Raw genomic sequence first — 14,197 nt, 5'->3', positions numbered from 1 at the left:
GTAGCGTGGGAATGTAGACAATGACAGAACGGATCACCGTACTCGTCGTCGATAACGAACCCGGCTTCGCCGACCTCGCCGGGGAGATGCTCGAGCGCGAGCGCGAGTCGATCGTCGCCGAGACAGCGACCGACGGCGCGGCGGCGCTCGCCGCGATTGAACGCCGCGATGTCGACTGTATCGTCAGCGATTACGAGATGCCGGCGATGACCGGCCTCGAGTTGCTGGGGCGGGTTCGCGAGGACGACCCCGATCTGCCCTTCATCCTGTTTACGGGGCGGGGATCGGAGGAAATCGCCAGCGAGGCGATCGCGGCGGGCGTGACCCAGTACCTGCAGAAAGAGTCCGGCAAAAAGCAGTACGCGTTGCTGGCGAACCAGATCACGAACGCGGTCGCGCAGTATCGGACCGAGACGGAACTCCGCGAGAGCGAGCGCCGCTACGAGCAGACGGTGACGGCGTTACACGAGACGACGCGGGACCTGATGCGGGCGGAGACCAAAGACGAGATCTACCGATCGGCGGTCGAGACGGCCGCCGAACTCCTCGACGTGGCGGTCGCCGCGGCCTACGCGTTCGAGCCGACGGCCGGCCGCCTGGAGCACGCGGCTTCGACGGCGCGATGTCCCGAGTGGGGAGATCCGAAGCAGACCTTCGATCGGGGCGAGGGGCTGGTCTGGGCGCCGTTTTCAGAGGGCGAAAGCGCCTACTACGAGAACGTCCACTGCGAGGAGAGCGAGGGGGCATCAGTGCCTCGAGAGGACGGTCTCGAGTCCGCCGAGACGCCGAGCCGGAGCGAACTGATCGTTCCGCTCGGGACCCACGGCGTCTTGGTCGCAGGTCGCGAGGAGGTCGACGGGTTCGACGAGACGATGATCGAGCTGTTGCACATTCTGGCGGCCAACACCGAGGCCGCGCTGGATCGGGCCGAACGCGAGCAATTGCTTCGGGACCACGACCGCACGCTTACCCAGAAAAACGAGGAGCTGACGCGGCTCAACCACACCAACGAAATCGTCCGGGAGATCAACCACGGGGTCGCGCAGGCATCGACGCGCGCGGAAATCGAGGAGACGGTATGCGATCGCCTCGCCAAGACGGACCGATATCGCTTCGCATGGATCGCCGCGAGCGACGACGACCCGCCCGCACCGACTGCTTGGGCCGGCGTCGACGCGGCTTACATCGACCGGATCCGCGACGACGGCGATCGAGCACCCGAGGTCGCGCTGGCCCGCGAGACCCTCGAGGCGGGTCAAGGACAGCTGGTCCGCAACGTCCTCGAGGACGACCGCTGGCAGTCCCGGCGCAAAGCGGCGCTGACCTACGGCTATCAGACGGTCCTCGCGGTGCCGCTGCTCGCCAACGACCGCCGGTACGGTGCGCTGGTGGTCCACGTCTCGGGGGCAGACTCGGTCGGCGAGAGCGAGCGAGCGGTGCTTACCGAACTCGGGGAGACGATCGGGCACGCGATCCGGTCGGTCGAGCGGACGCGGGCGATGGTGACCGACAGTCGACTCGAACTCGAACTCGCCGTCGGCGACTCGCGGCTGCTGCTCAACCGGCTGTCGGCACACGTCGAGACGACGGACCCGATCGCACTCGAGGGCGTCATTGACCGCGGCGAGGACGGGATCGTGCTGTTCGTCAGCGCGCCGGCGACCGCGTCGGTCGCCGCCCTCGAGTCGGCGTGGGCGTCGATCGAGACGCTGTCGGTGGTGTCCGAGGGTGACGAACAGACGCTGTACGAACTCACGGTCGCGTCGACGCCGTTTCTCGACGTGTTGCGGACCTACGACGTACAGGTACGGCTGGCGACGGCCGAAGACGGCGTCTCGACGGTCGTCCTCGAGGTGCCACAGGGCGTCGAGACGCGATCGCTGGTCGAGGCCATCGAGGAAGCGTATCCCGAGACGGAACTCGTGGCGAAACGGGAGACAACGCAGACGCGGTCGGCACGGCGGCTCGATACCTATCTCGCGGACCTACTCACTGACAAACAGTTCGAGGCGTTACAGGCTGCCCACTACAGCGGCTTCTTCGAATGGCCCCGCGAGAGCACCGGCGAGGACCTCGCGGAGGCGCTCGGCGTGTCGCCGCCGACGTATCACTACCACCTGCGGGCGGCCGAGCGGAAGCTTGTGACGGTCGCCTTCGACGGCCGGTCCGACTGAATAGTCCGGGAACAGGTACCGGCGAATTGAGCAGCGGCGCTTTCATCGTCTCGAGGGTTAGGGTAGCAGCGGTGTTTCTCGAGTACCCCGTCGATGTCTCTCACCCACAACCAGGAGCCGAAGAACTACCAGATCGCGGTTCCGTTGCAGCGGAATCGGATGGCTCTAATTAATTAGTGTCTGCTTGCGATCGGCACTAAAGAATTAGAAATTACGTTTAACCCCCATCGGTGTGTACCCGTAAATGGCGATCTGAGACAGACTGTCGCCACCCCCCTTTCCCCCACCCCCCACTTCCGACGCACCGATATCGTCGAGTCACATCGCTCCGCGGCGAGTGCTATCGGCCGGTTGCTCTGCTCTCGAGAAAACCCGTTCGACGAGACCCGCGTCTCTCGAGTGACAGTCAGTGAGGGCTGCGGTGGTCGAAGCGCGGCCGTGCTACCGCGATCGGCTCCGCCGGGACTGCCGGTCGGTCGCGTCGTCCCACTCGATCCAGTCCTGTTCCCAGCCGCGGCGGGACTCGGCGCGTCGTTGCGCCCGCTCGCGGTCCTCCCGGGCCGTCCGATTGCGTTCGACGGCACCCGACTGTTCGCCCTCGATCAACAGCGGCTCGAGCGAGACGGCGTCGAAGTGGTCGGTCTCGCCGTCGGCCGAAACCGCCTCGAGTCGCTGTTGGTGGGTGCCGCGCGGAAAGACCAGTCGTCCCCCGTCGGTCAACTGCTCGAGCAGTGCGCGGGGCGGATCGACGGCAGCGGCCTCGAGGAGGATGCGGTCGAACGGCGCGTATTCGGGCAGGCCGTCCGCGCCGTCCCGACGGTCGACGAGGACGCCGTCGTAGTCCGCTTCGGCGAGGTTCTCCCGCGCTTCGACGACGAGGGGCCGGGAGATGTCGACGGCGTGGACGTTGGTCTCGCCGACGAGTTCGGCGGCCACGGCGGCGGTGTAGCCGACGCCGACGCCGACGATCAGCACCGAGTGGTCGTCCTCGAGGGCAAGCGCCTGCAGCAGTCGCGCCACCGTCCGCGGCGCGAGGACGCGGGTGCCGAGGGCCTCGTGGTCGCGGTCCGCGTAGGCCGTCCGCTCGTCGTCGAGAAACGCGTGGCGGGGCACGTCGCGCATCGCGACCGCGAGGTCCTCGTCCGCGAGGATGTCCCTCGGCGGGGACTCGAGGCCGTCGACCATATCCTCTCGCAGTACCGCGGGGTCCATACCCCAGCTATCCGGGCGGCTGTTATGAATGGCGCGCTTGCGCGGTCACCCACGACGGGCTCGAGTCGGCGGCGTCGCAGTGCCGACCTATCCCCGCATCTCCACGAACCGAACGCCGCCGTGTTCGGTCCGCTCGAGGGAGCCGTCCGGCCGCTTCGTGGCGCTGACGAGTCGTTGACTGCCGAGCCCGCTCTCGATCGGCGCGAGCAACTGGCCGCCGGTTCTGACCTGCTCGATGACGGGGTCGGGGAAGGAAGCCGCCGCGCAGGTGAAGTACGCCGCGTCGTAGGGCGCGTGGTCGGGCCATCCCTCGCGGCCGTCGCCGGCGCGGACCGAGACGCCGTCGTAGCCGAGGTCCGCGAGCCGGTCGCGGGCTCGCTCGGCCAGTTCCTCGCTGTACTCGACGGTGTAGACTCCCTCATCGCCGACCAGTTCCGCCGTGACCGCGGCGTGATAGCCGCAGCCGGTCCCGATCTCGAGGACGTCATCGCCGGGGGCGACCGCGAGCAGATCGGCCATGATCGCGACCATGTGCGGCGCGCTGATCGTCTGGCCGTCGCCGATCGGCAGCGGGCGGTCGGCGTAGGCCCTGTCCCGGCGATCGGGCGGGACGAACTCGTGGCGCGGGACCGCCTCGAGCGCCGCGAGGACGCGGTCGTCGTCGACGCGCGGCGCGACGGTTTCGACCATCCGTTGGCGCGGGGCCTCGTCGCTGTCGGAACTGTCGAACATGGAGATAGATGGCGTACGCGCTCGAGAACCGTATGGTATCGGGTGGCAAATACGGGTGCGGTCAGAAACCGGCGGAACCGCTTACCACGCCGACCAGGCGCTGCTCTGCTCGTCGTAGGCGTAGACGCGCTTGACGTCCTTCGCGAAGGCGGTATCGCCCTCCACGTCGAAGCGGTCTCGTCGGTAGCCGTCGGCGTCGCCGCGGACGACGAAGGCGTCGATCTCGAACTCGTCGTCGCCGAAGGATTCGACCGCGCCGACCTCGAACTCGTAGTCGCCGGGGACGTGGACTGTGATGCTCCGGCTGTCGTCTTTCGAGCCGTCTTGGGGGTGGACGGTGACGTTGACACCGACGTTGTCGACCTCGCGGGTCCAGACGGTCTCGATCTCGTCGGCGGGGGCCTCCTCGACTCGCTTCTGCCCGTCGAGTTCGACACTGGTCACGCGAACCGTCGAGAGCACCTCCTCTGTCTCGAGGATGAACTCGTCACCGACTTCGATCATTTCGCCTTCGGGCGTGGTGACGTTCGCCGTAAAGGACTCGCCGCCCTGCGAGACGACGACATCGAGGGTGACTTCGCTCTCGCGGTCGGGCTGGACTTTGTGGACGTGGCTACACTCGCTGCACCGAACGGTGAGGGTACCGCCGCCTTCCGTGAGTACCTCGTGGACCGTCTCGAGGTCCGGCGAACACGAAGGACAGGGCGTCGGAACCCGATCCGGGATTTCGCTCATGGCCCATCGTAGCGGCTACGTACCTAAAAGCCGATTGAACCGGTCGTCGCCGCCCGCGATGCTCGGCTGGCGGACCGAACCGGCCGACTGCATCGGGGTCGATCCGGAATCGGGCGTGAGACGCGCTCAATTCCCCTGAATCGCGTCGATGACCATTGCCGCGGCGATGATCGGCTCTTTCGGAACGGAGCTGGCGTCGTCGATGACGATTTCGTAGCGGTCCCGCAGCGAGACCTGGCCGTCGATCGAGCCGACGTGATCGCCCGTCTGGTCGGTGATTTCGTACTTGTGGGGAATCCAGCCGCCGAACGGAACGATATTCCGGGCCAGCGTCACCATCGCGCCGCGGGAGTTGATCTCGGCCAGTTTCTCCTCGGTGGTCGCATCGCGGATCTTCCACGTGTCCTGGAGCAGCGAGTAGTCGTTGTCCAGAACGATCAGATCCTCGCCGGTTCGGGCGTCCGTGAGGACGTAGTTCCCCGCGACATCGATGATGCCACCGGCTTTGACCGTGAACACCTCGTCGCCGTCGGCGTCGACGAAGGGGAACTCCTCTTTCATCTTCAACATTTTCTGTTTCCCCCGGAGCACGACGTTGCCGTCGGTGTCGAGCGCTCGGTACTTGTTCCGAATAAAGCCCTGTTCGACCGTGTAGCGATCGTCCGCGAGTTCGATACCCTCGATGTCGTACGCTCGAGTGTCGCTCATCGTTCTTACTCAGACAGTAACCATACTTGAATCCACCAGATTCAGACAGGAATACTGATGTGTTGTTCGGGCGCGGACGGGAACTTCCGGCTCGAGACTGGCAGAACACGGGAGAAGGAGGAAGAAGGGAAGAGAACGTGTTTCGATCAGTCGGCGTCCGGCGTCGGCAGTTCGATCGGATCGCCGTCGGCGAAGACCGTCGGCTCACGGAGGATGCCGTCGAGGTGGATCGGCGCTTCCGTCTCGCCGCCGATCCCCGCGTTGTCGCCGATCGCGATGTGGACGGTCCCGCCCGCCTTTTCGTCTAACAGGACCGAGCCGACGAGTTCGGTGACGGCGACGTTCGTGCCGATACCGAGTTCCGCGAGGTTGTACGCGGCGTTGCCGACATCTGCTGCTGCGCCCTCGATCGTTTCGCGGATCTCGTCGTCCGAGATGTGCGTGACGAGGCCATCTTCGACCTCGAATGTGAGCCGGTGGCCGTCCGCAAGCAACCCGTGGGGCCGCATCGTCCCGTCGACGACGAAGGTGCCGTCGGCGGTCTCGGGGCTGATGAAGACCTCCCCCGCGGGGAGGTTCGACATCTCGCTGGGGTCGTGGACGATGCCGGTATCGGAGAGCCACTCGCGGTCCGCGACGCCGAACGTGATGTCGGTTCCGGCGTCGGTCGTCACGCGGATCTCGTCGGCGTCGTCGACCTGTTCCCGGACCGCCTCGCAGTGGGCCGCGATCGACTCGTAATCCGCCGCCAGTCCGGTCGTGAAGACGTCCTCGGTGATCCCCGGCAGCGTCGCGACCCGTGCCCCGGCCTCGTTGGCCTCGGTCCGGGCGCGGGTGTGACTCAGGCTCTTGGTCGTCGGCGCGAGCACCACGTCGGCACCGGCCATCGCCGCCGCGACGGGTGCCGGCGGCTCGCTGCCGTGGGTCTCACCCGGCGGATAGCGGACGATCACGGCGTCATCGGTGATCTCGCTCGCCACGTCGTAGATCGCCTCCCCGATCGGTTCGCGCTTGTCGTCGGTCACGACCGCACACGACTCCCCCGCCTCGAGGTTCAGACACTGGCGGACCGCCGTCTCCGCCGCGGCTCGAAGTGCTGTCATACGTGCGTGTGCGGCGAGCGGGCCGATATGTCTTGCCCTCGGTCGCGATCGCGAGCGGGCTGGGGTTTCTCCGGCAGCGATACCGATGGGCCGGCAACTCGAGTCGCCGACGTGAGGCCCGTGTGACTGCGTCTCGAGATCGGCCTCGAGACCGAGTGAGAACTTCGATTCGAGTGAATATCGGCTGAGAGGCCTCGAAACGATTATCCCGCTCGGTGAGTCACTCCCGGGTATATGCAACAGGTCGCCATCAACGGCTACGGCACGATCGGCAAGCGCGTCGCGGACGCCGTCCGACAGCAGCCCGACATGGAGGTGCTGGGCGTCGCGAAGACGCGCCCGAACTTCGAGGCCGAAACGGCCGTCGACAAGGGATTCCCGCTCTACGCGGCCGTCGAGGAACGCGAGGAACTGTTCGCCGAAGCCGGCCTCGAGATCGCGGGGCCGGTCGAGGACCTCGTGGCCGACGCCGACGTCGTCGTCGACGCCACGCCGTCCGGTATCGGAGCCAAGAACAAGGACCTCTACGAGGAATACGACACCCCGGCGCTCTATCAGGGCGGCGAGGACGCCGACCTCGTCGACGTGAGCTTCAACGCGCGCTCGAACTTCGAGAACGCCGTCGACGCAGATCACGTCCGCGTCGTCTCCTGTAACACGACCGGACTCTCCCGAGTCATCGCGCCGCTGCGCGAGGAATACGGCGTCGAGAAGGTCCGCGCGACGCTGGTCCGGCGCGGCGGCGACCCCGGCCAGTCCGACCGCGGGCCGATCAACGACATTCTGCCGAACCCGGTGACCATCCCGTCCCACCACGGTCCCGACGTCGAGACCATCTTCCCGGATCTGGACATCGACACGCTCGGGATGAAGGTACCCGCGACGCTGATGCACATGCACAGCCTCAACGTCACCCTCGAGGAGGAAGTCGACGCCGCCGATGTCCGCGACCTGTTCGCCGACGAATCGCGGCTGTTCCTGATCCCCGAACGGATGGACATCGACGGCAGCGGGACGCTGAAGGAGTACGCCCTCGACGCGGGTCGGCCGCGGGGCGACATCTGGGAGAACTGCATCTGGGAGGAGTCCATCTCAACCGAGGGACGGGACTTCTACCTGTTCCAGGGCATCCACCAAGAGAGCGACGTGGTGCCGGAAAACGTCGACGCCATCCGCGCCGTGACCGGGACCGCCGACGCCGAGGAGAGCATCGAGACGACCAACGAATCACTCGGCATCGGGCTGTAGAGGGTCTCGCGAGCGTTGCAGTCTCGGTTCGTGCGGTTGATTTCTTCCGTTTTCGTGAAATCTCTCGATTCCGTTCTCGCGCCGCGCGAGCCGAGCGCCGGACAAATGGGCCTGTTTCGAGGAGCACAGACGGCGACAGCGGTTCTCGAATCGTATAGCAGCGACAGAAAGTTTTTGCCACGCCATATCCTAGACACCCCCATGCGCCGAGACGACCGCGACGAACCCTTCGACGATCTGTTCCGCGAAATCGAACGAATGATGAACGAGATGATGAACGGCGCGGACGGCAACGTCAATTTCGACTCCTCGAACAACGTCGACAACGGCTTCGGGATGGACACCCACGTCGACATCCACGAGACCGACGACGAGGTTCGCGTGGTCGCGGACCTCCCCGGCGTCGAGAAGGACAACATCGAACTCGAGTGCGACGGCAAGACGCTGACGATCTCCGCCGAAAGCGACCACCGCCAGTACGACGAGCGCGTCTCCCTGCCGACCCGCGTCAACGAACACACCGCGTCCGCGACCTACAACAACGGCGTCCTCGAAGTCGTCTTCGATCGCGCCGAACAGTCCTCGGACATCAGCCTCGAGTAATCGGGCCGTCGCGGTCGTCGGTTTTCCGACTACGTTTCCCCCGCAGCGGTGCGTATCGCGGCCGCCAGTCGGTCGTAGAAGTCCGGTTCGTACTTCGTCTCCTCGTCGATCGTCGGCCGCGCGTTCGTCTCGTTGACCACCAATCGATCGTCAGTCTCGAGTAAGTCGACGCCGAGGAACGGAATCTCGAGTTCGCGTGCGACCGATTCGGCGAGCTCGCGCCACTCCTCGGGGAGGTCGACCCCGGTCGCCTCCGCGCCGCGGTGAACGTTGTGCTTCCACTGGCCCTCGCTGACCGCCGCGTCGGGTAGCCGGCGCTCGACCGCACCGACGTACTCCCCCTCGAGGACCATCACGCGATAGTCGGTCGCGTTCGGGAGGTACTCCTGGACGAGAAACGACTGGTCGCCCGTCGCCCGGTAGTCGTGGACCAGCGAGAGGTAGTCACAGATGCCCAGAAACGAGTCCAAATCATGGGCCTTCGCGACGCCGACGCCCCGCGTCGTCGAGTTGGGCTTGACCACGACCGGCGGCTCGAACCGCTCGAAGACGTCGGCCAACTCGTCTTCTCCGACATCGTTAGAGACGTAGACCGACTCCGGGACCGGCAGACCGGCCCGCCCGAGCCGCGCCAGCACCTCGGCCTTGTTCCGCGAAGTCAGCACCGTCTCGTGGTCGTTGAGCCATGGCACCTCGAGCAAGGCGTCGGCAACCCCGCCCTCCATGAGCCGGCCGGGGTAGACGAAGCCAACATGGTACTCGTCGGGCTCCCACGGCGGCTCCTCGAGCGCGACCGTACGCTCGCGCACGGGCACATGATGAACCTGTATCCCCCGCTCGGCCAGCGGATCCCCCATCCGCTCGAAGGTCTCCTCGTCGTTTGCGACTGCGAGATCGATCATACCCGGTACTCGGGGAGAGACGAGCAAAAAGGTGCTCGAGACAGCAATTTGAAATCGAGACGCTGTGGCCGGGAGTGCGTCTCGAGCATCGGCGAGAGACGCACGACTCGGGGGAGGGCAGGCGGTTCACCGAACCGACCGCGAGTGAGTGCCGAAGGCACGAACGAGCGGGCCGACGACTGATGTGAGCGAGCGGTCGAGCGGCGCTTCGCGCCGCTCAGAAGCGAGTGAACGGAGGGAGGAGTGCTTTTGATCGAAATTTTACCGAGGGACATCGCGGTCGCAGCGGTTTGCGACCGCGATAGACCGCAGCGTAAAATTTCGTTATGCGATCAGCTGTTCCTCGCCGCGCTCGATGACGACGCGACACGGCGGCGAGATCTTGTTGTAGGAGCGCCGAAGCGCGTCCTTGGCGAACTCGGCGTCGTCGACGTCACACCAGATGGTGAAGATACGCTCGCCGGCATCGATGCGAGCGGCGGTGCCGACGATCTTCCCGAAGGCCTGTCGCATCCCGTCGGAGACACGGTCTGCACCCGCGCCCGTCGCCTGCTTGTTCTCCCGAATGACGTGGTGGGGGAACTTCCGCAGGACCATCTTGTAGTTGTTCTCGCCGGCGTTTTTCAGCATATGACGGTTCGCCGAGAGGCGCGAGGCCTCGAGGCTTCCGTGGCGGATCTGGACCTCTTCTTCCGTGACGAGGCTGATCTGGACGGGGTAGTCCTCGGCGTTCGCCTGGGCGTCGCCCATCTTGTGCTGTGCGATCTTCGATCCGGGGATGCCAGTAATGTATTCGCGGCGCGTGTAGGCCGGCTTACTGATCTCCCGGTACATGGAGGCAGGTTTGTCGGACATGGTGGTTACTTACGAAAACGGAAGCCCACCGAGCGGATAAAGGCTTCGAAGCGCCGCGTCGAGTCGGCTCCGCGGGCGGTTGATGACTGACCGCACCCGGAACTCAGTTCGCGAGGACGTATTCGGAGCCGGATTGTGCGATCAGATCCTCGCTCTCGAGCGAGGAGAGCACGCTCAGAATCGTGAGTTGCTGCATGTTCAGCAGCCGGCTCAGGTCCGCGGTCGTCGCGCCGCCGGTCGCCTCGAGGGTGAGGTAGACGAGCTTGCTCTGGGCGGAGTCGAGTTCGGTCGGCAACTGGTCGAGTCGGTCGGTCGATTGTGCGTCTTGCAGCAGCATACGAACAGCGACCACGAACTCGTGTATAAGTCTATGGTCGAGTGGGTATATAGATGCTAGTAGATATTATTGTGTATATATGCCACATAAGGTCGAGTGACAGCGACGGCGAGCACGGTTCGGGCAGACGCATTTGCGGTCGAACCCGTCCCTCGGCGGCGTGTTTAAGGTTCCGCCGCCGAAACGGGTACCCATGAGGAGTTTTCGGATCGGCTCCCTGTTCGGGATCCCGATCAAACTAGATCTGACGTTCCTGTTGGTACTCCCGCTGTTCGCGTATCTTATCGGGGCCCAGATCGACAGCGTCGCGACGATACTGAACGATGGACTGACGGCCGGAATCGACGTCGGCGCGATCACCGGCGGCGCGATGCCGTGGCTACTCGGATTAGCCGCCGCGGTCGGTCTGTTCGTCGGCGTCGTGTTCCACGAACTCGGCCACTCGCTGACCGCCCAGCGGTACGGGTTTCCGATCGAATCGATCACGCTTTGGCTGTTCGGCGGGATCGCCGCGTTCTCCGAGATGCCCGAAGACTGGCGACAGGAACTCAACATCGCCGTCGCCGGCCCGATCGTCAGCGTGCTGGTCGGCGTCGGATCGTACCTGCTTTTCACCGTCACCCCTGTGAGTCTCGACGGCGTGCGGTTCGTCCTCGGCTACCTCGCCGTGTTAAACGTCGCCCTCGCCATCTTCAATATGGTACCCGCGTTCCCGATGGACGGCGGGCGAGTGCTCCGAGCACTACTGGCCCGCAATCAACCGTACGCGCGGGCGACCCAGCAGGCCGCAAGCGTCGGTAAGCTCTTCGCGGTCGGCATGGGGCTGTTCGGACTCTTCGTTACGTTCAACCCGCTCCTGATCGGCGTCGCCTTCTTCGTCTACATCGCCGCCTCGAGCGAGGCCCAACAGGTGACGATGAAGGCGGCCTTTCAGGACGTCACCGTCGGCGACATCATGACGCCGGCGAACGATCTCCACACCGTCGAGCCCGAGACGACGGTCTCGACGTTGATCCAGCGGATGTTCAGGGAGCGCCACACCGGGTATCCGGTCATCGATCCCAACACCTTCGAGGACGAGCGGCTGGTCGGGCTCGTGACGCTGAGCGACGCCCGCGAGATCGAGCCGGTCGAACGGGACGCCTACACCGTCGAAGACGTGATGACGCGGGATCTGCAGACGATTTCACCGGGTTCGGACGCCATGACCGCGATCGAGCGGATGCGAGAGCATGATATCGGTCGGCTACTCGTCGTCGATAGCGCGGAACATCGTTCCGCTGACCGTTCGCGCGGCGAGACGCCGCGCGAAGACGACGATCTCGTCGGGCTGATCTCGCGGACCGACGTGATGACCGCCTTCGACATCGTCCAGCAAAGCGGCGCGGTCGCGCCGTCGGGCCAACCGCGAACCGCGGACTGAACCGCGGATCGCTGGACCGTGACCGTCGGGGTTCCGATGCGAGCGGTGTAGTGTGAGAATCGATACCGGCAGTAACGGCCGGCTCGAGTGCCGAGACCAACATTCTTAACCGCGGCCGGGGCCGACGATTCGGCGATGCCACCGGCCATCGAGACCGTCGACCTCGTAAAGGAGTACGGTGATCTGCGCGCCCTCCAAGAGCTGTCGCTGACCGTCGAGGAAGGCGAGTTCTTCGGCCTGCTCGGCCCCAACGGCGCGGGGAAAACGACGTTCATCAACACGCTGGTCGGCCTGGTCCGCAAGACCGGCGGCGACGCGCGGGTTTTCGGCTACGATGTCGAGGACGACTACCAGCAGGCCCGCGACGCGATCGGCCTCGCGCCACAGGAATTCAATGTTGACAGGTTCTTCTCGATTCGGGAAGTATTGAAGCACAAGGCCGGCTATCACGGCGTGCCCGAAAGCGAGGCCGCCGAACGGGCCGACGAGGTGCTCAAGCGGGTCGGCATCTACGACAAGCGCGACGAGCGCTTCGACTGGCTCTCCGGCGGGATGAAACGCCGGCTGCTGCTCGCTCGAGCCCTCGTCACCGAGCCCGATCTGCTCATCTTGGACGAGCCGACCGCCGGCGTCGACGTCCAACTGCGCCACGACCTCTGGGAACTCGTCACCGAACTCAACGAGGAGGGGACGACGATCCTCCTCACGACCCACTACATCGAGGAGGCCGAACGCCTCTGTGACCGCGTGGCAATCATGAACGAGGGACGGAAGGTGACCGTCGCGACCCCGGACGAACTGAAGGGACGCGGCACCGACACCATCGCCGTCCGCCTCGAGTCGGCCCCCGCCAGGACGCCCGATCTCGGGGCCTACGCACACGAAACGACGGTCTCCGGGGAGCGGCTCGAGGTCCGCGTCGACGACGGCGGTTCGACCGCACCGCAACTACTCAACGACCTCGAGGCGATGGGCCACGAGATCGCCGATCTCGAGATCACCAGAACGTCGCTCGAGGAGATCTTCGTCGACCTGACCCGCAGCGAGGATCGGACGGTGACGCGGTCGTCAGCGGAGAGTTCGGACGACGGCGAGAGCCCGACCGACGGACGCGAACCCGAGCGCGAACAGGAAGGGGTCGCCTGATGCTGTCGGTCGGGTTCCGCGCGCTCTTCCGCCGGGAGATTCTGCGGTTCGTCCGCCGGCCCAAGAACACGTTCATGCCGCCGGCGATCACGAACGTGCTCTACTTCGCCGTCTTCGGGCTGATCCTCGGCGGCCGGATCGATCAGATCGCCGGCTTCGATTACATCCTCTTCATCGTGCCCGGCCTCGTCGTGCTGGGCGCGATCTCGAACGCCTTCGAGAACGCTTCGTTCTCGATCTTCCACGGCAGGTGGAACGAGTACATCCACGAGACGTTGACCTCGCCGCTGTCGTACGTCGAGATGGTCGTCGCCTACGTCGGTGCCAGCGCGGTCCGAGGACTCATCGTCGGCGTCATCATCACCGTCGTCGGCCGGCTGTTCGTGCCGATCAGCATCGAGCACGGGCTCTATCTCGTCGCCACGATGGTCGTCATCACGTCGCTGTTTGCCGGATTCGGCATCATCGGCGGGCTCGTCGCTCGAGACTTCGACGATCTGACCGTGATGAACCAGTTCATCCTCCGCCCGCTGGTGTTCTTCGGCGCGGTCTTCTACTCCCTCGGAACGTTCGAGCAGGCGTGGCAGGTGAACCTCTCCCTGCTCAATCCGATGGTCTACATGGTCGACAGCGTCCGGTTCGGCCTGCTTGGCTACTCGGATCTGATCTCGGTCGGTATCCTCCCCGAACCCTACACTGACTTCGCGCCGCTGGCCTCGCTCGCAGTGCTGACGGCGTGTACGCTCCTCGTACTGGGGATCGACGTCTACCTGTTCAAAACGGGCTACGGGCTGACCGATTGAGGCGCGGTCGAGCGCCGCCTCACGGGCTCACGGCTCCCCCGTTGGCCTGTTCGATTCGATATCCGTGCGTAACTCGGGATCGTCGCTGAGAACGCGTTTCACAGATCGCTGCCGCCCAGCGTGGTGTGGTTTCATCCCACGTTCTACTGCGCCAGTCAGTGGGCAGCGGAGTGAGTTGACTGTTTTCTGGCTTTAGAGAGACTAACGCGTCGATTC

General features: G+C 65.2%; 14 protein-coding genes. 6 read left to right on the top strand and 8 right to left on the bottom strand.

What is annotated here, in order from left to right:
- Positions 1–20 precede the first annotated feature (20 nt).
- Positions 21–2,174: a bacterio-opsin activator domain-containing protein gene (locus C489_RS15565; protein ID WP_006432280.1), complete on the top strand. Its 2,154-nt coding sequence runs from the start codon at positions 21–23 to the stop codon at positions 2,172–2,174.
- A gap of 441 nt (positions 2,175–2,615) precedes the next feature.
- On the opposite strand, the gene C489_RS15560 is transcribed toward C489_RS15565, so the two are convergent.
- From C489_RS15560 to C489_RS15540, 5 genes are all read right to left on the bottom strand, one after another.
- Positions 2,616–3,386, bottom strand: a complete 771-nt coding sequence (locus C489_RS15560; RefSeq protein WP_006432279.1) for a protein-L-isoaspartate O-methyltransferase family protein — start codon at positions 3,384–3,386, stop codon at positions 2,616–2,618.
- Positions 3,387–3,473: 87 nt separating this feature from the next.
- The gene (locus C489_RS15555; protein ID WP_006432278.1) at positions 3,474–4,118 is read right to left on the bottom strand and encodes a protein-L-isoaspartate(D-aspartate) O-methyltransferase; all 645 of its coding nucleotides are present in this window, start codon (positions 4,116–4,118) and stop codon (positions 3,474–3,476) included.
- Between the two features lie 81 nt (positions 4,119–4,199).
- Positions 4,200–4,853: an HVO_0476 family zinc finger protein gene (locus tag C489_RS15550; RefSeq protein WP_006432277.1), complete on the bottom strand. Its 654-nt coding sequence runs from the start codon at positions 4,851–4,853 to the stop codon at positions 4,200–4,202.
- Positions 4,854–4,979: 126 nt separating this feature from the next.
- Positions 4,980–5,561 (bottom strand): LURP-one-related/scramblase family protein, encoded by a 582-nt coding sequence (locus tag C489_RS15545; protein ID WP_006432276.1) that lies wholly within the window; start codon positions 5,559–5,561, stop codon positions 4,980–4,982.
- Between the two features lie 146 nt (positions 5,562–5,707).
- The gene (locus C489_RS15540; protein WP_006432275.1) at positions 5,708–6,664 is read right to left on the bottom strand and encodes an aminopeptidase; all 957 of its coding nucleotides are present in this window, start codon (positions 6,662–6,664) and stop codon (positions 5,708–5,710) included.
- A gap of 234 nt (positions 6,665–6,898) precedes the next feature.
- On the opposite strand from C489_RS15540, the gene C489_RS15535 reads away from it, so the two are divergent.
- Positions 6,899–7,912, top strand: a complete 1,014-nt coding sequence (locus C489_RS15535; RefSeq protein ID WP_006432274.1) for a type II glyceraldehyde-3-phosphate dehydrogenase — start codon at positions 6,899–6,901, stop codon at positions 7,910–7,912.
- 201 nt (positions 7,913–8,113) lie between these two features.
- Complete coding sequence (locus C489_RS15530; RefSeq protein WP_006432273.1) at positions 8,114–8,515, top strand: Hsp20/alpha crystallin family protein; 402 nt, start codon at positions 8,114–8,116, stop codon at positions 8,513–8,515.
- Positions 8,516–8,544: 29 nt separating this feature from the next.
- On the opposite strand, the gene C489_RS15525 is transcribed toward C489_RS15530, so the two are convergent.
- From C489_RS15525 to C489_RS15515, 3 genes are all read right to left on the bottom strand, one after another.
- Positions 8,545–9,417 (bottom strand): ATP-grasp domain-containing protein, encoded by an 873-nt coding sequence (locus C489_RS15525; RefSeq protein ID WP_006432272.1) that lies wholly within the window; start codon positions 9,415–9,417, stop codon positions 8,545–8,547.
- A gap of 324 nt (positions 9,418–9,741) precedes the next feature.
- Positions 9,742–10,272 carry a 50S ribosomal protein L16 gene (locus C489_RS15520; protein WP_006432271.1) on the bottom strand — a complete coding sequence of 177 codons (531 nt, stop codon included), beginning with the start codon at positions 10,270–10,272 and terminating at the stop codon, positions 9,742–9,744.
- A 103-nt stretch (positions 10,273–10,375) separates the two neighbouring features.
- Positions 10,376–10,609 (bottom strand): hypothetical protein, encoded by a 234-nt coding sequence (locus C489_RS15515; RefSeq protein WP_006432270.1) that lies wholly within the window; start codon positions 10,607–10,609, stop codon positions 10,376–10,378.
- Between the two features lie 193 nt (positions 10,610–10,802).
- Here C489_RS15515 and C489_RS15510 point away from each other — a divergent pair, with 193 nt between their 5' ends.
- The 3 genes from C489_RS15510 to C489_RS15500 all read left to right on the top strand — a co-directional run bounded on the left by C489_RS15510 (position 10,803) and on the right by C489_RS15500 (position 13,981).
- Complete coding sequence (locus tag C489_RS15510) at positions 10,803–12,032, top strand: site-2 protease family protein (protein WP_006432269.1); 1,230 nt, start codon at positions 10,803–10,805, stop codon at positions 12,030–12,032.
- Between the two features lie 135 nt (positions 12,033–12,167).
- Positions 12,168–13,178, top strand: coding sequence for an ABC transporter ATP-binding protein (locus tag C489_RS15505; RefSeq protein ID WP_006432268.1), 1,011 nt, complete (start codon positions 12,168–12,170; stop codon positions 13,176–13,178).
- Positions 13,178–13,981: an ABC transporter permease gene (locus C489_RS15500; protein WP_006432267.1), complete on the top strand. Its 804-nt coding sequence runs from the start codon at positions 13,178–13,180 to the stop codon at positions 13,979–13,981. The genes C489_RS15505 and C489_RS15500 overlap by 1 nt, the downstream gene beginning before the upstream one ends.
- Positions 13,982–14,197 lie beyond the last annotated feature (216 nt).

The sequence above is a fragment of the Natrinema versiforme JCM 10478 genome (assembly GCF_000337195.1).
GTDB lineage: Archaea > Halobacteriota > Halobacteria > Halobacteriales > Natrialbaceae > Natrinema > Natrinema versiforme.
This window is presented reverse-complemented; position numbering and strand designations above follow the sequence as displayed.